Origin of the sequence: Micromonospora sp. NBC_01655, assembly GCF_026339755.1 — a bacterium.
Lineage (GTDB): Bacteria > Actinomycetota > Actinomycetes > Mycobacteriales > Micromonosporaceae > Micromonospora.
In genome coordinates, this window is record NZ_JAPEQF010000001.1 from 2,209,352 (window position 1) to 2,228,343 (window position 18,992).

The window sequence follows — 18,992 nt, forward strand, 5'->3', positions numbered from 1 at the left end:
CCGGGGTGGGTCCGCCGGTGCGCGGCGGGCCGGTGGGCCCGCCCTTCCACAGGTCAATCTCGGCGAGAGGCAGGTCCTGTCATGCGTGTCTTCCTCCGGCGTGTCCGCCGTCGCCAGCGGGCGGTCCACGGGCCAGCCGGCCAGCGCTCGGCCGCGTACCGCCCGCTGCTGCCCTGGCAGGTGCGCGAGCAGCGGTTCCGGCCCACCCTGGTTGGCCGGCGCGGGCTCGATCCGCAGGAGGTGGGGGAGTTTCTCGACCGGGTTGCCGGTGATTTGGCCGCCGTCTACGATGCGCTCTCGCAGAGCCGGCGGGAGGTCAGCCGGATCAAGCTCGCGCTGTGTCACCTGCGGTCCGAGCGGGCGCACACCCGCAACGAGCGGGAGTGGGACCGGTGAGCGAACGCTTCGTCATCCATCTGCCGGTGGTCGCCAACGACCTGGTCTCCGCCCAGCGGCTCGCCCGGGTGGTGGCGCACTGGACGCACGTTCTGCCGCAGAGCGAACCGGGCGGCACCACCGTGTCGGCCGAGGACGACCAGAACGTACGCCACTGGGTCTTCTGCGACCGGCTCCTGCCCGGCGGCCGGCGATGCCTGCTCCGGCCCGACCACGACGGCGAGTGTTCCCGCCGGCCGAGGCTGCGGTGAGCGCGGTCTCAGTCAGGCGGTCGGGGGAGTGGGCAGGGCGTCGACCACCAGTACGCCGGTGCCGGGCGGGACCTCGGCGAGAAGTTTGCGCTGGCCGCTGCGGGTCAGCCGGATGCAGCCGTTGGTGACGTCCTCGCCGAGGGTGTCGTCGTTGTGCCAGCTGTGCACGCCGATGTGCGCGCCGCGCAGCCCGGCCGGGACGGCGTCCGGGTCGTCGGGGACCGCGCCGAGGGCGTAGACGTCCACGCCGCCGTACACCGCCTCGGGCGGGGGCGTGCGGCCGAGGACGAAGGTGCGGCCGAGCGGGGTGGACTGGCCCGGCATGCCGAGGCTGACCGGCCACGACTTCATCGCCCGGCCGTCCCGGTACCAGGTGAGCCGGTGTTGCCGGCGCTCCACCACGATCTGGTCGCGCAGCGGCACGACGCTGCGGTCGTCGCCGGGCGGCAGCCAGGCGAGCCGCCGGTTGGCCGAGGGCAGCAGCACCGCCGTCCAGCCGGTCCGGCGCTCGACGATCGGCACGGTCAGCTTGACGCCGTTGATGGTGGGGGCGAGGAAGGCCAGCGGCCGGCCGCCGGGCGCGTCGTAGGCGGCGACGTTCCGGCTCGGCCGCAGCCCCTCGGTGAGCGGGGTGGCGTCCAGCGGGTGGGGGTCGGCCGGGAAGCCGGCGGGCGCCGGGTCGTAGTCGACGACCGGCAGGGTGGCGGGCGCGGGGGCCGCCGCCGGGACCGGCTCGTCGGTGGGGGCGGGGGTCCCGGTGGGCGCGGCGTCCCCGGTGGGGGCGGCGGCGGGCGGGGGCGCCGGGCGGGCCCGGTCGGGGGCCACGGCCCAGCCGGCGAGCAGCGCGGCGAGCAGCAGCGGTACGCCGAGCGCGGCGGCCAGCCAGCCGAGCGCCCACCGTGAGGGAAAACGGTCAAACAGCACATAAGCACTGTAGCGGTGCGGGTCGGGCGGGGCCCCCTCTTGGCCGGAACGCGTGTGGAGGGGGCCCGCCCGTCAGCTCAGCCCGGCCTCGCGCCGACGTGGATGGCGATCGCGTCGTGGGCCGCGACGTGTCCGGGGTATCAGAGCTGGATCGGCATCAGGATCGAGAACGCGTCGGCGTCGTCGGGGCGGCGCACGGCCAGCGGGGCGATCGGCCCGTCTAGCTCCAGCACGAGCTGTCCCCGGTCGCCCGCGTCCAGGGCGTCGAGCAGGTACCGTCCGTTGACCCCGACCCGCACCGCGCCCGGGTCGTCGCCGGCCAGCGCGTCGCCGTCGAGGACCCGCAGCGCGCCCCGGTCGTCCAGGCCCAGCACGGTCACCGGCACGGCCACCCCCTCGTGCTCCCGCACCAGGGCCGGCGCCGCGCCGTCCAGCGCCGCCCGCAGCGCCGGCACGTCCACCGGGATCCGGTACGTCGGAGCGCCCGTGACGTGCCCGCGCAGCAGCCGCCGGTAGTCCGGGAAGTCGTACGGCAGCGCGGCGCCGGTGACCTCCCGGCCGGCCACGTAGACCGTGACGGTGGACCCGTCGAGCCGCAGCTCCGCCTCGGCGGCGCTGCCGGCGTCGGCGTCCAGCAGCGCACGGACCCGGTCGACGAGGTCCACCGGGGCGAGCGCCCGCACCGGGGGGCCGTCGACCCGGCCGGGTGCCCGGGACACCGCCAGCCGGTGCCGGTCGGTGGCGACGAGGCGTACGCCGTCGTCCCCGGCCTCGAACAGGACCGCCGACAGCACCGGCAGGTCGGGGTCGGCGCCGACGGCGAAGCGGACGGCGTCGATCGTGGCGGCGAGGGCGGCGCGGGACAGGACGAGGTGGGTGGTCATCGGGTTCTCCTCGGGGTCGATCAGGGCGCGGACGCGGGAGAGCTCACGGCGGGCGTCGGCGAGGCCGTCCTCCAGCCGGCGCAGGTGCGCGTCGAGCAGCCGGCCCACCACGGCCGGCTCGGCGCGGTGCCGCACCGCGGCGGAGATCTCCGCCAGCGGCATCCCGACCCGGCGCAGCCCGGCCACCAGCCGGGCCGGGGCCACCTGGTCGTCGGTGTACCAGCGGTAACCGGTGACCGGGTCGACCAGGGTCGGCACCAGCACCCCCGAGCGGTCGTAGAACCGCAGGGCGCTGACCGTCAGCCCGCTGGCCCGGGCCAGCTCGCCGATGCTGCGCAGTTCGCTCTCCACGCCGAGGATCCTGTTCCCTCGACCAGGTCGAGGGTCAAGCCAGGCGTCGCCTCGGCCCTCCTGGGCCGGGCCGGGTGGGCTCGTCACGCCTCGATCGTGCGGAAGGTGAGGCCGGCGTTCCGCAGCCGATCTAGCAGGGCGTCGCCCATCGCGGTCACCGGGGTCACCTGGCCCGAGGCGGCCGGCAAACCCTCGTCCAGGGCCAGGCAGAGCGCGGACTCGCCGAGCATCTTCGCGGTCTCGTCGTACCCGGGGTCGCCGCCGGAGACCTCGGTGAGCACCCGCCGGCCGCTGCCCGAGCCGACGAACCGCACCCGGAACCAGGACTTCGCCCGCTGCTGCGGGCTCGGCCCCTGCCCGGAGGTGAGCCGGCCGAGCAGCCAGCGCCGGGTCGGTGGGAGCTTCACCAGCCCGACCAGGCCAGCCAGCCCGGCCGCGCCGAGCACGATCGTCGGCAGCCGCCGCACGGCGGCGAAGTGCCGGTAGCGGAAGTCCGGGCCGTACTCCGGGCGGGCCGCCGCCGACCGGCGGACCACCTGCGGGTCGATGGTCGGCAGCGGCACGGCCCAGGTGCCCAGCTCCTTCGACCGGCCCACCCGGCCGGGCACCGCCCGGACCCGGCGGCCCGGCGGCCGGGGCTCGACAGCCCGGCGCTCCCGGGCCGCCCGGCCCGCCTCGGCGGTACGCGAGAACGCGGTGAGCGCCGAGTGGTACGTCCCGGCGGAGAACCGCCCGCCGGCCCGGACGAACCCGTCCACGGTGATCGGCGCGTCCGCCGGAAGCTGCCTGACGGTGAACCAGACGCCCAGGTCGTGCGGGATGGAGTCGAAGCCGCAGGCGTGCACCAGCCGGGCCCCGGTGCGCACCGCCTCGGCATGGTGACGCACGTACATCGTGTCGACGAACTCCGGCTCGCCGGTGATGTCGAGGTAGTCGGTGCCGGCCGCGGCGCACGCGGCGACCAGCGGCTCGCCGTGGTGCACGTACGGCCCGACCGTGCTGGCCACCACCCGGGCGTCCCCGGCGACCCGGCGCAGCGACCCCGGGTCGGTGACGTCGGCGGTCAGCAGCGGCAGCCCGGCCAGCGCCGGGTCGATGCCGGCCAACCGGTCCCGGACGGCCGCCAGCTTCGCCGGGTTGCGGCCGGCGAGCGCCCAGCGCAGCCCGTCCGGCGCGTGCCGGGCGAGGTACTCGGCGGTGAGCCCCCCGGTGAACCCGGTGGCCCCGAACAGAACGACGTCGTACGGCCGGTCCTCACGCATCCTGCGAGTGTCCCACCCGGGCCGGAACCCCGCCCGGCCTCAGGGAACGGCTCGGGGAACGGCTCGGGCAGCGGGCCCGGGCAGCGGGCTCAGGGCGTGAAGACCGCGCGCAGGCAGCCGTCCGCGCGCTCGCGGAACAGGTCGTAGCCGTGCGCGCCCTGCTCCAGGGGAAGGCGGTGGGTGGCCAGGTGCCCCGTGCTGATCTCGCCCCGGGCCATCCGGTCCAGCAGCATCGGGATCCACCGCTGCCCGTGCTGCCGGGCGCTGCGCACGGTCAGCGCCTTGTGCATCACCGCGCCGAGCGGGAACGTGTCGACGAACCCGGTGAACGTGCCGAGCACGACGACCGTGCCGCCCTTGCGGCAGGCGTGCACCGCCTCGCGTACCGCGATCGGCCGGTCCGGGACCGCGCCGCCCCGCCCGGCGGCGGCGAACAGGTCGGCCAGCGACCGGGGTCCGGTGCCGTCCCAGGCCATCCCGACCGCCTCCACGCAGACGTCCGGGCCCCGCCCGCCGCTGCGCTCGCGCAGCTCGGCCGCGACGTCGGTGGCCTGGTAGTCGAGGGTCTCCGCGCCGACGTGCCGTTCGGCCGACCGCAGCCGGTCGGGGTACCGGTCGATCACCACCACCCGGGCCGCACCGCGCAGCAGGGCGGCCCGCGCGGTCATCTGGCCCACCGCCCCGGCTCCCCAGACCGCCACCACATCGCCGGGGCGCACCTCGCCCAGCTCGGCGCCGAGCCAACCGGTCGGCACCGCGTCGGACGCGAAGACCGCCCGGTCGTCGTCCACCGGGTCGGGCACGGCGAACGCCCCGACGTCGGCGTACGGCACCCGGACGTACTCGGCGTGACTGCCGGCGAAGCCACCGGCCGAGCGGGGCTGGCCGTAGCAGCCGCCGGTGGGCTGGCCCCACGCCTGCTCGGCCACGGCCGCCCCGGTGCTGCCGTTGTCGCAGCAGGCGTAGAGGCCCTGCCGGCAGTACCAGCAGCCTCCGCAGGCCACGGCGGCGCAGACCACCACCCGGTCGCCGACCCGGTGCCGGCGCACCCCGGGGCCCACCTCGACCACGTCGCCGAGGAACTCGTGCCCGAGCACGTCGCCTACGGCGAGGCTCGGCCCCCGGCCGCCGAGCAGCGGCAGGTCCGCCCCGCAGGTGGCGCTGCGCCGCACCCGGACGATCGCGTCGGCGGAGTTGCGCAGCTCCGGGTCGGGCACCTCGCGCACCCCGAGGCCGTCCGCGCCGAGCCAGCAGAGCGCCCTCATCCGGGCCCCACCGGCCCGTCCAGCGGGGAGCGGTCCGGGCGGAGCAGCTCACCGGTCTCTGCGAGCTGCTTGACCTGCCGCAGGGTCTCCCGGATCAGCAGCCCGGGGTCGTCCCCGACCAGGTGGGCGGCCGGCCCGGTGAGCGGCCCGCCGCCGGCCGACCGGGCGGCCAACTCGGTGCCCCGCCCGCCGGGCGCCGGGCGCAGCGCCACCTCCACCCCGTCGCCGAGGCGGCGCAGCGGCTCGGGTCGCCGCCCGCCCGGCAGCACCCGCTCCGGCGGCCGGTCGACGGTCACCACCTGCCAGCGGCCCGCTCGGCCGGTGACGTCCGCCGGGCGGCACCGGCCCGCCCGCCCGGGCCCGCGCAGCGCCCGCGCCGCCGTCACCGCGGCCACCGCGCCGGCCGCCACCACCCCGGCGGTACGGGCCACCGCCCGCGCCCCCCGCGTCCCGCGTCCCATCCGTCGCACCCGCCCCTCGTCGTCGGTGGCCCCGTCGGCCGGCGGGCACCCGGTCGGGCGCGACCGGTCGCCCGCGTGCCCCCAGGGTGCCCGCCGGCCGGGTGAAGCGGGTTCCCCCCGAAGGGGTGAACCGGCCGGGGCCGGGTAACCGCCCGCCGCACGACCTGGGGAAGTGGACGCGTCCGTGGGGGTGGGGCCGGATGCCGCAGGACGACTGGGAGGCCAGGACCGTGGCCGCAGCGGGCGCCGGGCCGGGGACGGACGCCGGGTACCCGGTCCCGGGGTCCGCCGCCGGGAGCCCTCCGGCGGGCGGGTCGGCGCCGCTGCTGGCGTCCCGGCTGGCCCCCGCCCCGCTGGCCGGGCCGGTGCTGGTCCGGCCCCGGCTGCTGCGCCGGCTGGACGAGGGGACGGCCGGACCGGTCACCCTGGTCTCCGGCCCGGCCGGCTGGGGCAAGACCACCCTGCTCGGCTCCTGGGCCCGTACGGTCGAGCCGACCCCGGCGTGGGTGTCGGTCGAGGCGGGCGACACGGGCGCGCGGCTCTGGTCGTACCTGGCGGCGGCGCTGCGCGGCGCGGCGGACCAGCGGCCCGACCCGGCGCAGCCGCCCCCGCCCGTACCGCCCCCGCCCGCCGCGCCGCCCCGCCCGGACCAGCTCGAACTGCTGGCCGCCGCGCTCGCCGCCCGGGAGCGCCCGGTGCTGCTCGTCCTGGACGACCTGCACCGGATCGCCGACCCGGCGGCGCTGGCCGGGCTGGAGTTCCTGCTCCGCCACGCCGGGCAGCGGCTGCGCCTGCTGGTCGGGGCGCGCACCGACCTACCGCCGGGCCTGCACCGCCTGCGCCTGGCCGGCGAGCTGACCACCGTCGGGCCCGACGAGCTGGCCTTCACCGACGACGAGGTGGCGGACCTGCTCACCGCGCACGGCGTGCGGCTTCCGGCGTCGGCGGTGCCCCGGCTGCGGGAGCGGACCGGCGGCTGGGCGGCCGGGCTGCGGCTCGCCGCGCTGGCCGTGCGGGACCGGCCGGACCCGGTGCGCTGGCTGGAGCAGTTCGGCGGGGACCAGCCGGACGTCGCCGGCTACCTGCGTGAGGAGGTGCTCGACCCGCTCGACGGGGCGGCCCGGGACTGCCTGCGCCGCGGCGCGGTGGCGGAGGCGTTCCGCGCCGACCTGGTCGACGCGCTGACCGGTCGCCCCGGCGCCGAGCCGGTGCTCGCCGCGCTGGCCGCGACCGGCGGGTTCGTGCGCAGCGACGACAACTGGCCGCCCTGGTACCGCTGCCACCCGCTGCTGGCCGACCTGCTCCGGGCCGAGCTGGCCGGGCTGCCCGCCGAGGAGCGGCGCGAGCTGCACCTGCGGGCGGCCGGCTGGTACGCCGGGCACGGGCGTCCCGCCGAGGCGCTGCGGCACGACCTCGCCGCCGGCCACTGGGACCGGGCCACCGATCTGCTGGTCACCCGCTGGCCGGAGCTGGTCCCGTACGACCGGGAGGGCGCGGGCGGGCCGTCGCCGGCCGCGCCGCCGGAGGAGTCGGTCCGGCGGGACCCGGAGCTGGGGCTCGCCGCCGCCGCCGAGCGGGCCCACGCCGGCGACCCGGCCGCCGCCGCCGCGCAGCTCCGGCGGGCCGCCGGGCACGCCCGGTCGCTGCCCGTGCCGCGCCGGGACCGGTTCCGCCGGCTGGCCACCGCGCTGGAGGTCACCCTGGCCCGGCTGGCCGGCGACCACGAGGAGGTACGCCGGGCGGCGCACCGGCTGCTCGCCACGCGTACCCCCGAGGGGTCGGCGGACGACCCGCGCACCGGCGCGGCCGACGACGCCGACGTGCGGGCGACGGCCGGCGCGGCCCTCGGCCTGGTCGCGCTCTCCGCCGGCGACCTGCGCGGCGCGGCGGCCGAGTTCGGGCCGGCGCTGGCGGCGGCCCGGGAGGGCGACCGGCCCCGCACGGAGCTGCTCTGCGCGAGCCGGTCGGCCCTGCTGCACGCGGCCCTCGGCGAGCTGCGGGCGGCCGAACGGAGCGCCCGGGAGGCGTTGGCCCTACCGGCCTGCCAGGGCTGGTCCTGCCGGGTCGACTGCGCGCACGGTCACCTGGCGCTGGCCCTGGTGGCGCTGCACCGGGACCTGCCCGACGAGGCGGCGGCGCACCTGGCGCTGGCCGCCCCGGCCACCGGCGGCGACGACCCCGGCGACGCCGGGGAACCGGTGGTCGCGGCGCTCGCCGCGCTGTGCCGGGCGGAGCTGCTGTGTGACCGGGGTGACCCGGCCGCCGGCCTGCGCCTGCTCGTGGCGGCGCGGGACCGCCTGCCCGCGGCGGGACAGGGATCGGCCGGCGCGCGGGAGATCGCCGGCTGGTTGCTGGCCGCCGAGGCGGGGCTGCGGGCCGGCCACGGTGACCTGGGAACCGCCCGGGGTCTGCTCGCCGACTCCCCGCCCGGCCCGGACGGGGCGGCGCCGGCGGTGGCGTTGGCCCGGGTCGAGCTGCGCGCCGGCGACCCGCGCGCCGCCGGGTACGCCCTGCCGGACTGGGACGACCCGGCCGCCGCGGCGTGGCCGCCGCCGGTGCGCCTCGACGCGGCGCTGCTCGACGCGGTGCTGGCCCGGCGGGCGGGCGACGCGCGGCGGGCGGGGCGGGTCCTGGAACGGGCCCTGGAGCTGGCCGGGCCGGACGGGTACCGGCGGGCCTTCACCCGCGCCGAGCCGGAGATGCGGGACCTGCTCGCCGCCCACCTGGACTCCGGCACGGCGCACTGGCCGACGGTGAGCGACCTGGTCCGGGTCGCGCGGGAGCCGGCCGGTCAGCCGGGCCCGGAGCCGGGCCGGGCGCTGGAGGAGCCGCTCACCGAGCGGGAGCTGACGATTTTGCGCTACCTACAGAGCATCCTGTCCAACGTGGAGATCGCCGGCGAGCTGTCGCTGTCGGTCAACACGGTCAAGACCCATGTGCGCAACATCTACCGCAAGCTGGACGCCACCCGCCGCCGGGACGCGGTCCGCCGGGCCCGGGAGCTGCACCTGATCTGAGCCGCCGGCGGGCCCCGCCCGGGGTCAGGTGGTGGCGGCCTGGTCGACGGCGGCGAGCAGCTCGGGCAGGGCGTGCCCGCCCTCGTACCGGACGTCGTTGAGGAACAGCGTCGGGCTGCCGTTCACCCCGCTGCGGATGCCCCCGACGAAGTCCCGACGGACCCGGTCGGCGTGCGCGTGCCGCTCCACCTCGCCGCCCACCTCGTCGGCGGGCAGCCCGAGCTGCTCCACGCCGAGCGCCAGGTGCACCGGGTCGAGCTGGTCCTGGTGCTCGTACAGCCAGTCGTGCATCTCCCAGAACCGGTCCCGCCGCCCGGCCGCCTCGGCGACCTCGGCGGCGCTCTCGGCGTACGGGTGGATGTTGGTGATCGGGAAGTGTCGGTAGACCAGCCGGACCACGTCGGCCCGCTGGCGCAGCAGCTCGGCGAGGTTCGGGTACGTCGCGCCGCAGTGCCCGCACTGGAAGTCGCCGTACTCGACGATGGTCACCGGGGCGTCCGCCGGCCCCCGGACATGGTCGGTCCCGGTCACCGGCACCCGCAGCCGGGCGGTCACCTGCAACGGCGTGGTCATGACTCCCACGCTCGCCCACGGCCGGGTGAGGCCGGCTCACCCGGCCGGGGTGGTTCCCGCCGGGTCAGCGCAGGACCGTGAGGTGGTTGTGCACCTCGTGGACGCCGGGCGCGGACCAGACCGTCCGCTCCACCGCCTCGCGTTCCGGCACCGAGTGCACCGTGCCCTCCAGCAGCACGGCGTCGCCGCGCACCCGCACGGTCACCTGCTCGCCGTCGACCGCCGCGGCGCGGGCCAGCGCGTCGACGATCCGGTCGGCGAGGTTGTCGGTGTCCGGCCGGATAGTCGGCCGCACGGTGACCCCGTTGCTCAGCCCGCGTACGCCGGTCAGCCGGCCGACGACGCGTTCCACGGCCCGGCGCTGGTACTCCCACTCCACCTCGCCGTGCAGGGTGACCCACCCGTCGGCGACGGTCACCTCCAGTTGCTCGACCGGCACGAAGGCGTCCCATTCCAGCGCCCGCCCCACGGCGGTGGCCAGCTCGGCGTCGGTGCGCTCGGCCGAGCCGGGCAGCCGCACGGTGAGGTCGTTGGCGACCGCCCGGACCCGGGCGACCCGGTGGGCGGCGCGTTCGGCCACCCACTTCTTCGCGTAGCTGTCCACCCAGCCGGTCAGGGTGACCACACCCGCGGTGACGGTCACGCCGATCTCGTGCGGCTGGACCCGCGGCTCCCAGGTCAGCTCGTCCAGCACGTCGGACTGGATGTCCTGGTCGGTACGGGTGGTCGTCGCGGTGGCCATCGCTGCATCCTCCCGGGGTGTCGACGGTCGGTCGGCGGCGGCGCGTACGCCCGCCAGGGCCGATCCTGCCGCCGCGGCGGGTGAACCGGACCCACCCCGGTCGGGTGAGGGGCTCCCGCGCCCGGCCGTCTCGGGCTGGTGGCGGCCCGGCGATTTGGTTGGGAGCGCTTCCAAGCTCGCCCGGGGGAGAGGTCACGGGCCGGCACCCACCCGGGGGCCGGCCCGGTTCCGGGTTCCGGGGTCCGTGCGGCTCGGCCCGGCGGCCCGGCGGCGCGGCGGTGTCCCGCCGCGCCGCCGGGCCTCGGGGGCCGGGCGGGTCAGCCGTCGAGGCCGACGGGGGAGTCGGGCCGGTCGACGTCGACGAACTCGATGTCGTCGGCGTCCCGGCCGCCGGCGGCCCGCGCGGCCGATCCGGCGGCCCAGCCGACCGCCGCGCCGACCAGCGCGGCGCCGATCAGCAGCGCCCACGGCAGGGCCGGGCGGCGGCCGGCGAGCGAGTCGAAGGCCAGCACCGCCCGGCGGCGGGCCTCCTCGGCGGCGGAGCCGACCAGGTCACCGGCGTCGTCGGCGAGGCCCGAACCGCTGCGGCGGGCCGACCGGGCGGTGTCCCGGACGCTGTCCCCGGCGGAGCTGACGGCGGAGACCAGGTGCTGCCACGCCTGGTCCGCGATCCGCTCGGGCTTGCTGCGGCGTTCCAGCAGCTCGGTTCCGAACATCGTGCTTACCTCCTCGGGGTGCCGAAGCTTGCGGCTACTTCGGACTCTCGGCTGGGGCAGGGCTCGGGCAGCCCCGCCCACCGGCGTGGTCCGGCGGTCCGCCCACCCGGGGGGCAGTGCCCCGCCGGGTCCGGCCGCAAACCCGGCGGCGATGGTCAGCGGACGGACACCACCGCCGCGCCGCGGGCGAAGTCGTCATCGTCGTCATCGTCGTCGTCGCCCGCGCCGCCGAAGCCGCAGGCCAGCATGAGAGCGAGCAACGCGCCGACGCCGGCGAGGCCGGCCAGTCTCCGGATCATGAGCGGTCCTTCCGTGGTACGGGTGACGGACGCCGCCGATCGTAGGCGGGGCGGGCAACGGCGGGGGGTCGCCGGGGTGACGTCTCTCACCCGCTCCTGTGGCGGGGCGCGCCCGGCGCACAATGTGCGCGCGAAGGCCGGGGGTCACCGTTACCCTGGGTCGGCGACATCGGCCCCAGGCCGATCGTTTGTAGAACAGGATCTGAAAAGTCCGGATAAGGGCGGGCTCGCTGCGCCCTTATCCATGAATTGCTCATCCCGAGGGGTGGCGACCGAGGCCGTCGGAGGAATACTCTCGGTCGCGGCCCGCGTACTGATGAGGCGCCCGTGAACGGGCGAGTGGAGGTGCTCGCGTGAGCCTGTCGATCGTGAAGTCGGTTCTGCCGGGTGGTGTCATCGAGATCGCCCCGCGCGGTGAGATCGACGTCGACACCGCGTACGAGGTGCGCGAAGCCATCGCAGAGGTGCTCGCCAAGGGGCGTCCCGCCCGCGTCGAGCTCAACATGCGTCTCGTCACCTTCATCGACTCCGTCGGCATCAGCGCGATGGTGGCCGGCTTCCAGACCGCTGAGGTCAGCGGCGTGAAGCTGGTCGTCACCGAGCCGAGCCGGTTCGTGCACCGCCAGCTCTGGGTGACCGGGCTGCTCGGTCTGTTCGGTGCACCGGAGCCCTACTACGCCGGCACCGCCACCCCCGAGGTGCTGCCGGGCGCCTGACGGCCGCCCACCCGGTCCTCGCCGACCCCTGCCGGGTTCGACGTGGGCCGGGCAGTGGTCCTTCCCTCCGGGAGCCGGGTGGGGGACGATCGGGGCGTGCTCCGGCGAGACAGCTTCCAGTACTCGGTCCAGGCCCGCTGCCCCCGGGCCGAGGCGGTGGCGCTGCTGGGCGACCCGGCCCGGCAGGGCGAGCTGCATCCGCTGATCACGCGGGTACGCCGGCTGCCGCCCCGGCCGGGCGCCCGGGCCAGTTACGCCATCACCGACCGGCTCGCCGCCGGGCCGCTGCGCTTCCCCGTGACGTACCAGGCGGACGTGCTGGTCGTCACCGACGACGAGGTCGTCACGGTGGCCCGGCAGCGGCCGGCGACCATCGTGCGCAACCGCACCCGGCTTCGCGACGAGCCGGGCGGGGTGGTCCGGATCGACGTGGAGATCACCCTCGCCGCCCCGGCGCTGCTGTTCCGGTACGCCTTCCAGCAGGCCCGATCGGCGCACCTCGGGCTGGCCCGGAGGCTGGGCGAGGTGCTGGACCGTGCCGGGGACGGCCCGGCTCAGCCGACCTGAGCGGCGCGGCCGGCGACGACCGGGTGCGCCCAGTGACGTGGCGTCCGGTGGCCCGCCGGGCGGCGGACCACCGGACGCGCGGTCAGTACACCGACAGGTGCACGTGGTTGGTGTGGTCGCTGGACGGGTCCCCGTTGCCCCCGCTGTACGCCTTCCAGCCGCTGCTGGGCAGCCAGATCTGCTTGAACCAGATCACGTACAGCACGGCGAGGTTGTCCGCGTTGCGAATGAAGTACGCCGCCAGGTTGTTGCCGTAGGTGCGGTCCCCGCCGGAGGCCACCCCGCCGAAGCCGCCCTTCTGGGCGGCGAAGTCGCAGGCCCGCCCCTTGGGATGCTCCCCGGAGCCGCTGGGCCGGTAGCAGGAGACGTACCGGGTGAAGCCGGCCGACTTGGCCTGCTGGAGCGCGTGCAGCGTTCGCGGGGTGATGCAGCCGTTGGCCGGGGTCGGGTCGTTCACGCTGCACGACTCCGACGGCCAGGACCCGTCGGGGTTGCGCTTCGCGGGGGTGGCGTTCGCGCTGGAGGTGCCCCGGTTGGCCCCGCCGCCGCTGGCGCTGGCGCTGGCCTTCTCGTTGGCCACGGTCAGGGCCTGCTCGGCCTGTGCCTTGCGCTTGGCCATCACCGTGACCTGTTTGCGCTGCTCGCGGATCTCCCCGTCGAGGGCCAGCCGGGTCCGGGTGGCCTGGTCCCGGCTCTCCAGCAGGTCGCGCAGCGCCCGGTCCTCGTTGGTGGCGACCGCGTCCAGCGCGGCCACCCGGTCCAGGAAGCCAGCCGGGCTGGTGCTGTTGAGCAGCGCGGACACCGGGCTGAGCCGGCCCGACTTGTACGCCACCCCGGCGATCTCGTCGACCTTGGCGCCGCGCACGATCAGCTCCGCCTCGACGGTCTTGAGCTGGCCGCCGAGCTGCTGCTGCCGCTTGACCGAGCGGGCCAGGGCGCTCTTGGCGTCCAGGTAGCCCTTGCTGGCCGCTTCGAGCTGGGCGCGCAGGGCCGGCGTGCCGCCCTCCTCGTCCTGGCCGGGCGCGGCGGCGCGCAGGCCGGTGGGCGGGGCCGCACCGGCCGGGGCCACCGGCCCGAGCCCGAGGCCGACGGCGAGCGTCAGCACCAGCATCGCCGCCATCCGGGCGGCGGTCCTTCGTTCAGGTGCCACTACTGGCATACGCAGTCCTTCCGTCAGCCGCCGACCGGGTTAGCTGACGGGTTCGGGACGGAAGATCCCTACCGCTCAGGCGGATGCACCCCACGAACATGGTTCCCCGGCTCGCCAGGAGGCGATTAGGCGGCGGCCACCGCAGGCGCCGGAGGGCGCCGCCCGGCGGAGACCGGATCAGAGCCTACCGGTGCGGATGGGGCTCGCGCTGCGTCCGTGACGGACGGTGCGCAGGCCAATGCTTCCAAAACCGGCATACAGGCACAATACACCACCTGATTGATGGGTGTGGGTATCACCAGCCGGTCGGCCCGCAGGGGCCCGCCGACGCCTCGGGCTCCACCTGCAACGTGGCGTGCTCGATGTGGAAGTCCTCGTGCAGGGCGGTGCGGGCCGCGGTCAGCACCGCGCCCACCTCGGCGTCCGGTGCCATGGTCAGGTGGGCCGAGGCGACCTCCATGCCGGAGGTCAGCGTCCAGACGTGCAGGTCGTGCACCTCGACCACGCCGGGCACCGCCGCCAGCCGGTCGTGTACCGCGGTCACCTGGAGGTGCTCCGGCGCGGCCTGCACCAGGATGCGCACCGCGGCCCGCCCGAGCCGCCAGGTGCGGGGCAGGATGAACACGCCGATCGCGACGGCCACCACCGGGTCCGCCCACCACCAGTCGGTGACGGTGATCAGCGCCGCGGCGCTGATCACGCCGACCGACCCGAGCAGGTCGCCCAGCACCTCCAGGTACGCCCCGCGCAGGTTGATGCTCTCCTTCGCCCCGCTGCGCAGCAGCGCGAACGCGACCACGTTGGCGAGCAGGCCCAGCGTCGCCACCACGAGCATCGGGCCCGTGGTCACCTCGGGCGGATTGCCGAACCGGCGGACCGCCTCGACGAGGACGTAGACCGCGACGCCGCTGAGCAGGACGGCGTTGCCGAGCGCGGCGAGCACCTCCAGCCGGTAGAGCCCGAAGGTGCGCTGGGGGGCGGCGGTGGCCCGCCGGGTGGCGGTGATCGCGGCCAGTGCCATGCCGATGCCGAGCACGTCGGTGAACATGTGCCCGGCGTCGGAGAGCAGCGCCAGCGAGCCGGTGCCGAACGCGGCCACCGCTTCGACGATCATCAGCGCGGTGAGCAGCGCGAAGGCCGCCCAGAGCCGCCCCGAGTGGCGGTCCGCGGCGTTCGCCACCGCGCCGTGATGGTCATGACCTGCGCCCACGCCCACACCCTCCGTCCCCGATCCCGACCCGGCCCAATGTATGCTCACATCGCTATGTATGCAAGTAAAGGTCGGACGTCCGACCGGTGACGGGACGGTCAGCCGGTCAGCCGGTCGGGTCGATCGTGGTCAGCCGCTGGGTGGCCCGGGACAGCGCCACGTACAGCGTCCGCACGCCGGAGCCCGGGTCGGCCCGGATCTCGGCCGGGGCGACCAGCGCGACCCCGTCGTACTCCATGCCCTTGGCCTGGAGGCTGGTCACCACCTGGAGGCGCGGCGCGGCCAGGCCGGCGAGCCAGCCGGCGACCTCGTCGCGGCGCGGCACCGGCGTGATCACCCCGACCGTCCCCGCCACCTCGCCGAGCAGCGCGGCGACCGCCGCGACGGTGGCCCGTTCCAGCTCGGCCGGCGGCACGGTCAGCGCGACCGGCTGCACGCCGGTGGACCGCACCGCCCTGGGCAGCGCGAGGTCCGGGTAGAGCCGGCGGATCTCCGCCGCCGCCACCGCGAAGATCTCCGCCGAGTTGCGGTAGTTGGTGGTCAGCTCGAACTGGTGCCGGCGCCGCCGGCCCAGCGCCTGGTCCCGGGCCCGGGTCAGCTCCTCCTCCTGGCCGGTCCACGCGGTCTGCGCCGGGTCGCCCACCACCGTCCAGGACGCCAGCCGGCCGCGCCGGCCGATCATCCGCCACTGCATCGGCGAGACGTCCTGCGCCTCGTCGACCACCACGTGCGCGTACTCGCGGTAGTCCTCGGGGCGCTGCCGGGCCGCCTCCCGGGCCGCCCGCTGCCGGTCGGCGTGCGTGCTCAGCTCGCGCACGCCCCCGGCGAGCTGGAACGGGTCCCGCTTCGGCTTCCTCGGCCGCACCGGCTTGCCCAGCAGCGCGTCCAGCTCGTCCAGCAGGGCGATGTCGGCGATCGTCAGCCCTTCGGCGTCCAGCGTCCGGTACGCCTCGGCCAGCAAACCGATCTCCGACCGGGACAGGATCCCCCCGGCATAGCGGTGCAGCCGGTCCGGGCGGGCCAGCCAGCCCAGCACGTGCCGGGGGTGCAGCCGGGGCCACCACGCCTTGAGGAACTCGCGGAACTCGGGCCGCTCGGCGATCTCGTCCTCGAACGCGCGCTGTTCCGGCAGCCGCCCGAGGTTCAGCCGCCGGGCCTGCGCCCACAGCGCGGCGAACACCCCGTCGAAGCCGGCCCGGCGCACCTCGTTGCGGCGGGCCCCCCGGGGCAGCGCCCGCTCCCGGATGCCGTCCAGCTCCCGGCGGTCCAGCCGGAGCAGTGCGCCCCGGTAGAGCAGGCGCAGCTCGCCCGGCCCGCCCGGGACCGCGTCCCGGGCCGCGCGCTCCAGCACCCGCCGCATCCGCAGCGACCCCTTCACCGCCGCCACGTCGGGCGGGTCGGTGCGGGTCGCGCTCATCCCCGGGAACAGCGAGCCGAGCGAGTGCAGCGTCGCGGTCTCCTCGCCCAGCGACGGCAGCACCGAGGCGATGTACTCCACGAACACCGCCGACGGGCCGACCACCAGGATGCCGCCGCCGGCGTACCGGCTGCGGTCGGAGTAGAGCAGGTACGCCGCCCGGTGCAGGGCGACCGCCGTCTTGCCCGTCCCCGGGCCGCCGGCGACGATCGTCACCCCGGAGCCGGGGGAGCGGATCGCCTCGTCCTGCTCCCGCTGGATGGTGGCGACGATGTCCCGCATGCCCCGGCCGGTGGCCCGGGACAGGGTGGCCAGCAGCGCCCCGTCGCCCACCACCGCCATCTCCGGCGGGGCCGCCGCCGGGTCCAGCAGGTCGTCCTCGATCCGGGTCACCCGCTCGCGCGAGGACCCGATGGTGCGCCGGCGCACCACGCCCAGCGGCTGCGCCGGGGTGGCCTGGTAGAACGCGGCGGCGGCCGGGGCCCGCCAGTCCACCACCATGGTCTCGGCGTCCTCGCCGCGCACCCCGAGCCGGCCGACGTGCAGCACCTGCCGGTCGAGCAGGTCCAGCCGGCCGAAGACCAGCCCCTCGTGCTCGGCGTCGAGCAGGTGCCGGCGCTGGGCGGCGTGGAAGACCATCGCGTCCCGCTCGACCAACGCGCCGAAGTTGCCCACCCGGGCCAGCCGGTAGCCGTCCTTCTCGGCCTGGGCGGCCGAGCGGCGCAGTTCGGCGAGGCGGGCGTACACCCGGTCGAGATGCCGCTGCTCGACGGCGATCTCCTGCTCCAGGGTGGTCCGGTCGGTCACGCACAGCTCCTCGCAGACGGCGGCGGACGGCCGCGCCGGGGCGCGGGCCGCGCGCCGGGCTAACCGGAGAGGGTACGGCCACCGGCCGACCGGGACGCGGGGCCATGCCGCCACCGCGATCCAGCCCACGTCCCGGACCGCCGGTCAGCCCCCGCGTCGAGGGGGCGACATCGGTGTGGCCGCGTTCGACGCCGCGCGCCCCGGTCAGGCCGGGGAGACGGCGTGCGGGGCGTCCGCCAGGACCCGGTGCAGCACGCCGGTCACGGCCGCGTTCACCTGGTCCGGCCGCTCCATCATCAGCATGTGCCCGGCACCCGGGCAGACGGTCAGCTCCGTCGCCGGCAGCGCCGCGGCGATCGACTCGGCGCACGGCGGCGGGGTGAGCCGGTCCCGGTCGCCGACCAGCGCCGCCGCCGGGAGGTGGGCCAGCGCGGCGAGAGTGTCCAGCCGGTGCTGCGTCCCGATCGAGGCCCGGAAGCCGCCGATCGAGCGCAGCGAGGCGCGGGCCACCGCCGAGGTGACCAGCCGGATGTCGGTGGGCTCGCAGCGGTCGCCGAAGAGCATCCAGCGGATGCTGGGCCGCAGGGCCCGCAGCAGCGCCCGGGGTGGGCGCCACGCGCCGCACCGGGCCAGCACCCCGGCCCCGGTGGTCTCGGCCAGCCGGATCAGCCGGGCGACGCGCGGGCCGAGGCCGTAGACGGTGTGGGTGTGCCCCTCGGCCGTGGTCGAGACGAAGACCAGCCCGGCCGTGCGGGCGGCGAAGTGCCCGGGGTGGTGGTGCGCGTACTCCATGATCGTCATGCCGCCCATCGAGTGCCCGACCAGCACCACCGGCCCGGTCGGGGCGACGGCGTCGAGCACGGCGACCAGGTCGTCGCCGAGCTGGGCCAGGGTGGCGGTGCGCAGCGCCATGCAGCTCGACCGGCCGTGCCCCCGGGCGTCGTAGGTCACCACCCGGATCCGGCCGCCGAACCGTTCGTGGATCCCGGCGAGCTGCCGGTGCCAACTCCGCCCGTCCAGCGTCCAGCCGTGCAGCAGGATCGCGGTGACCTCGGCGTCCGCCGGCCCGGACACCTCGACGTGCAGCCGCACGTCGTCGGCAAGCCGTACCTCGGTCTGCTCCGGCATCGCCGCCTCCCCGGGCCGTCGCGAGAACTTCACCACCGGGTGACCCGGTGGTGACACCGGCTACCCGCCATGACACCACGCCAACCCTCACCGGGGGAAGCAGGGATCCCGGCCTACGCCTGCGGTGGGCGGGAGGCCGGGCCAGCGGTGGGCGGGCGGGACGCCTGCGGCGGGGCGGGGAGGTGACGCCCTGACGCCCCTGGCGGGCGGCGGGTGGAGACGACGAACCGCCCGCCGGGGTGACCCGACGGGCGGTTCCTGGTGTCGCGGTGGGCGGGGTCAGCCGCCGAAGACGCCGGCCTCGGCGAGGCGCTTCTCGGTGGCATCCCAGCCGTGGTCCGGGTGGGTGGCCGCGAGGGTGTTCAGCTCGGCCCGGATCTTGGCGGCGTGGCCGGCGGCGGCCAGCACCCGGATCTCCTCGACGAACGCCTCGGAGTCGGTGCGCAGGTGCGCGGTCTTGCCGTTGGTCAGGTTGCGCACGTAGGCGTGCTTGCCGCCGTTGAGCGGGATGACGTACTTGAACTCGCCCAGCACGCTGAGGGCGCCACCCTGGCCTGCCTGGCCGGCCCGGACTGACGCGCGCGCGGTCTTAGAGGTGTTGCTCGCCACGGAGGTACTCCTTGAGACGTACGGGAGGACGGTAACGTCCGGGGGCTGTGACGGGTGACGCCCGAATGAGCATCGGCCCGCCGAAGTTGTGCGCGGCACAAGCCGCCGAGAGAACTGTACACGACCGCGATGCCTGGCTGGTCACCGTGCCTGTCCGAGGGCACAACCACGGACACCGGCCCGGCATTCCGCTGGCCCGACGCGCCCGCCCGCCGGTCTGCCCCGCCCGCCGGTCTGCCCGTCTCAC

19 protein-coding genes and 1 riboswitch are annotated in these 18,992 nt (G+C 76.6%); of the genes, 5 read left to right on the forward strand and 14 right to left on the reverse strand.

The window, feature by feature from the left end:
- Positions 1-81: 81 nt before the first annotated feature.
- Together OOK41_RS10550 and OOK41_RS10555 are read left to right on the forward strand one after the other, a co-directional pair.
- Entirely contained in the window at positions 82-396 is a 315-nt protein-coding gene (locus OOK41_RS10550) for a DivIVA domain-containing protein (RefSeq protein WP_266264246.1), read from the forward strand.
- The gene (locus OOK41_RS10555; RefSeq protein WP_117671479.1) at positions 393-647 is read left to right on the forward strand and encodes a hypothetical protein; all 255 of its coding nucleotides are present in this window, start codon (positions 393-395) and stop codon (positions 645-647) included. Before OOK41_RS10550 ends, OOK41_RS10555 begins: the two co-directional genes overlap by 4 nt.
- A 12-nt stretch (positions 648-659) precedes the next feature.
- Here OOK41_RS10555 and OOK41_RS10560 read toward each other — a convergent pair whose 3' ends face one another.
- From OOK41_RS10560 to OOK41_RS10580, 5 genes are all read right to left on the reverse strand, one after another.
- A complete protein-coding gene (locus tag OOK41_RS10560; protein WP_266264247.1) occupies positions 660-1,571 on the reverse strand; it encodes a L,D-transpeptidase in 912 nt (303 codons plus the stop codon).
- 140 nt (positions 1,572-1,711) lie between these two features.
- Positions 1,712-2,794, reverse strand: coding sequence for a MerR family transcriptional regulator (locus OOK41_RS10565; protein WP_266267775.1), 1,083 nt, complete (start codon positions 2,792-2,794; stop codon positions 1,712-1,714).
- Positions 2,795-2,889: 95 nt separating this feature from the next.
- Positions 2,890-4,068 carry a trans-acting enoyl reductase family protein gene (locus OOK41_RS10570; protein ID WP_266264249.1) on the reverse strand — a complete coding sequence of 393 codons (1,179 nt, stop codon included), beginning with the start codon at positions 4,066-4,068 and terminating at the stop codon, positions 2,890-2,892.
- An 89-nt stretch (positions 4,069-4,157) separates the two neighbouring features.
- Positions 4,158-5,333, reverse strand: a complete 1,176-nt coding sequence (locus OOK41_RS10575) for an alcohol dehydrogenase catalytic domain-containing protein (RefSeq protein WP_117671372.1) — start codon at positions 5,331-5,333, stop codon at positions 4,158-4,160.
- Entirely contained in the window at positions 5,330-5,794 is a 465-nt protein-coding gene (locus tag OOK41_RS10580) for a hypothetical protein (protein WP_266264252.1), read from the reverse strand. The genes OOK41_RS10575 and OOK41_RS10580 overlap by 4 nt, the downstream gene beginning before the upstream one ends.
- A gap of 101 nt (positions 5,795-5,895) precedes the next feature.
- Here OOK41_RS10580 and OOK41_RS10585 point away from each other — a divergent pair, with 101 nt between their 5' ends.
- Positions 5,896-8,811 carry a LuxR C-terminal-related transcriptional regulator gene (locus OOK41_RS10585; protein WP_266264254.1) on the forward strand — a complete coding sequence of 972 codons (2,916 nt, stop codon included), beginning with the start codon at positions 5,896-5,898 and terminating at the stop codon, positions 8,809-8,811.
- A 24-nt stretch (positions 8,812-8,835) separates the two neighbouring features.
- Here OOK41_RS10585 and OOK41_RS10590 read toward each other — a convergent pair whose 3' ends face one another.
- The 4 genes from OOK41_RS10590 to OOK41_RS10605 form a co-directional block, all read right to left on the reverse strand.
- Positions 8,836-9,384 carry a DsbA family protein gene (locus OOK41_RS10590; protein WP_117671366.1) on the reverse strand — a complete coding sequence of 183 codons (549 nt, stop codon included), beginning with the start codon at positions 9,382-9,384 and terminating at the stop codon, positions 8,836-8,838.
- A gap of 64 nt (positions 9,385-9,448) precedes the next feature.
- The gene (locus tag OOK41_RS10595) at positions 9,449-10,126 is read right to left on the reverse strand and encodes a BON domain-containing protein (protein ID WP_266264257.1); all 678 of its coding nucleotides are present in this window, start codon (positions 10,124-10,126) and stop codon (positions 9,449-9,451) included.
- 317 nt (positions 10,127-10,443) lie between these two features.
- Positions 10,444-10,842 carry a hypothetical protein gene (locus OOK41_RS10600; RefSeq protein WP_117671362.1) on the reverse strand — a complete coding sequence of 133 codons (399 nt, stop codon included), beginning with the start codon at positions 10,840-10,842 and terminating at the stop codon, positions 10,444-10,446.
- Positions 10,843-10,997: 155 nt separating this feature from the next.
- A complete protein-coding gene (locus tag OOK41_RS10605; protein ID WP_158229444.1) occupies positions 10,998-11,141 on the reverse strand; it encodes a hypothetical protein in 144 nt (47 codons plus the stop codon).
- Positions 11,142-11,494: 353 nt separating this feature from the next.
- On the opposite strand from OOK41_RS10605, the gene OOK41_RS10610 reads away from it, so the two are divergent.
- Together OOK41_RS10610 and OOK41_RS10615 are read left to right on the forward strand one after the other, a co-directional pair.
- Entirely contained in the window at positions 11,495-11,857 is a 363-nt protein-coding gene (locus OOK41_RS10610; protein WP_117671360.1) for an STAS domain-containing protein, read from the forward strand.
- Positions 11,858-11,953: 96 nt separating this feature from the next.
- Positions 11,954-12,424: an SRPBCC family protein gene (locus OOK41_RS10615; protein WP_117671358.1), complete on the forward strand. Its 471-nt coding sequence runs from the start codon at positions 11,954-11,956 to the stop codon at positions 12,422-12,424.
- An 82-nt stretch (positions 12,425-12,506) separates the two neighbouring features.
- Here OOK41_RS10615 and OOK41_RS10620 read toward each other — a convergent pair whose 3' ends face one another.
- From OOK41_RS10620 to OOK41_RS10640, 5 genes are all read right to left on the reverse strand, one after another.
- Complete coding sequence (locus OOK41_RS10620; protein WP_266264261.1) at positions 12,507-13,583, reverse strand: hypothetical protein; 1,077 nt, start codon at positions 13,581-13,583, stop codon at positions 12,507-12,509.
- A gap of 3 nt (positions 13,584-13,586) precedes the next feature.
- Positions 13,587-13,716: riboswitch (cyclic di-AMP (ydaO/yuaA leader) on the reverse strand.
- A gap of 153 nt (positions 13,717-13,869) precedes the next feature.
- The gene (locus OOK41_RS10625) at positions 13,870-14,784 is read right to left on the reverse strand and encodes a cation diffusion facilitator family transporter (RefSeq protein WP_266264262.1); all 915 of its coding nucleotides are present in this window, start codon (positions 14,782-14,784) and stop codon (positions 13,870-13,872) included.
- A 106-nt stretch (positions 14,785-14,890) separates the two neighbouring features.
- Complete coding sequence (locus OOK41_RS10630; protein ID WP_266264264.1) at positions 14,891-17,008, reverse strand: AAA family ATPase; 2,118 nt, start codon at positions 17,006-17,008, stop codon at positions 14,891-14,893.
- Positions 17,009-17,212: 204 nt separating this feature from the next.
- Entirely contained in the window at positions 17,213-18,136 is a 924-nt protein-coding gene (locus tag OOK41_RS10635; RefSeq protein WP_266264266.1) for an alpha/beta fold hydrolase, read from the reverse strand.
- A gap of 279 nt (positions 18,137-18,415) precedes the next feature.
- Entirely contained in the window at positions 18,416-18,745 is a 330-nt protein-coding gene (locus OOK41_RS10640) for a hypothetical protein (protein ID WP_117671350.1), read from the reverse strand.
- Positions 18,746-18,992: the final 247 nt, after the last annotated feature.

Bases quoted from the DNA above. Each gene is read 5' to 3' on its own strand.
- OOK41_RS10550 (WP_266264246.1), top strand. From the start codon at position 82: ATGCGTGTCTTCCTCCGGCGTGTCCGCCGTCGCCAGCGGGCGGTCCAC.
- OOK41_RS10570 (WP_266264249.1), bottom strand. From the start codon at position 4,068: ATGCGTGAGGACCGGCCGTACGACGTCGTTCTGTTCGGGGCCACCGGG.
- OOK41_RS10575 (WP_117671372.1), bottom strand. From the start codon at position 5,333: ATGAGGGCGCTCTGCTGGCTCGGCGCGGACGGCCTCGGGGTGCGCGAG.
- OOK41_RS10580 (WP_266264252.1), bottom strand. From the start codon at position 5,794: ATGGGACGCGGGACGCGGGGGGCGCGGGCGGTGGCCCGTACCGCCGGG.
- OOK41_RS10590 (WP_117671366.1), bottom strand. From the start codon at position 9,384: ATGACCACGCCGTTGCAGGTGACCGCCCGGCTGCGGGTGCCGGTGACC.
- OOK41_RS10595 (WP_266264257.1), bottom strand. From the start codon at position 10,126: ATGGCCACCGCGACGACCACCCGTACCGACCAGGACATCCAGTCCGAC.
- OOK41_RS10600 (WP_117671362.1), bottom strand. From the start codon at position 10,842: ATGTTCGGAACCGAGCTGCTGGAACGCCGCAGCAAGCCCGAGCGGATC.
- OOK41_RS10605 (WP_158229444.1), bottom strand. From the start codon at position 11,141: ATGATCCGGAGACTGGCCGGCCTCGCCGGCGTCGGCGCGTTGCTCGCT.
- OOK41_RS10620 (WP_266264261.1), bottom strand. From the start codon at position 13,583: ATGCCAGTAGTGGCACCTGAACGAAGGACCGCCGCCCGGATGGCGGCG.
- OOK41_RS10635 (WP_266264266.1), bottom strand. From the start codon at position 18,136: ATGCCGGAGCAGACCGAGGTACGGCTTGCCGACGACGTGCGGCTGCAC.